The organism is Nitrosopumilus sp. b1, assembly GCF_014078545.1.
In the GTDB taxonomy this organism is placed as follows: domain Archaea; phylum Thermoproteota; class Nitrososphaeria; order Nitrososphaerales; family Nitrosopumilaceae; genus PXYB01.
The window spans coordinates 1-869 of sequence record NZ_MU078794.1 but is presented as its reverse complement, the minus strand read 5'-3'; the positions used below and the strand labels follow the sequence as shown (position 1 = coordinate 869).

Genomic DNA, 869 nt, shown 5'->3' with positions numbered 1-869 from the left:
GGAATCAACATAACTTCAAAGAAGATGTAAAATTCAATTAGATTTGTAGATAGAATTGTTCCAAGCATTCCCATTGCAAAGACTAGGAATAATGCAAAGTAGATTCCAGATTGATTGTTGATGTATTGGTTTAGTCCTTCAGATTCAACGAGAGTTGTTGTTTGACCAGATGTAGAACTTGATGATTCTCTTTGTCTTTCTTCATACATCTCTTTGAATTTGTGAACCATGTATGGTTTGGAATAAAGTGCAAGAATGGTGCTAATCACATAGATCATTATTGCAAATGGAGATGCAAGACCATCCATCAAGAATCCAAATTCGCCAAATAGCGTAGTCCAAGGATAATGCTCTTCGTAGGTTCCACCTAGTGCAACACTAACTACTAGAATTGAACAGTAAAGTAAGATACCAAAAGTAAACCATGTTGCTGCAGTTACGCCTGCTTTTCGTCCAATAATGTAGGCTACTGGAGAAAGTAACAAGGGCAGGAAGACTGCCTGCAATAGGGCATATTCCATTATCCTTTCAAGCTCCTAAATTCTGCGACGTCGACATTCTTGTACATTCTATATGCTACGATAATGAGTGACAAACCAACGGCAACTTCTGCTGCTGCAATAGCAATTGAGAATAATGCTAGTGTTTGTCCACCGCTGTGTGGCAAAAATCTTGCAAATGCAACTAGGTTAAGATTTGCAGCATTGATTACAATTTCAACTGCAAATAACATTCGAATGAAGTTTCGTTTAACAGCTAATCCATAGATACCAATTGCAAGAAGTGCAATTGAAACAATTACAAAATCAATTAGTTCGTTGGTCATTCTCTACGTCATCCTCCTCTTCTCTTCTTGCTAAAACTAGTGC

At 37.5% G+C, this 869-nt stretch carries 1 protein-coding gene and 1 pseudogene; both read right to left on the bottom strand.

All coding sequences use genetic code 11. From position 1 onward, the window contains the following. Positions 1-521 (bottom strand): annotated as a pseudogene (locus C6988_RS10910) (formate hydrogenlyase); the annotation flags it as partial. Beyond that, the gene (nuoK, locus tag C6988_RS10905; RefSeq protein ID WP_182135472.1) at positions 521-826 is read right to left on the bottom strand and encodes an NADH-quinone oxidoreductase subunit NuoK; all 306 of its coding nucleotides are present in this window, start codon (positions 824-826) and stop codon (positions 521-523) included. The pseudogene C6988_RS10910 and the gene nuoK, both read right to left, overlap by 1 nt. Positions 827-869: the final 43 nt, after the last annotated feature.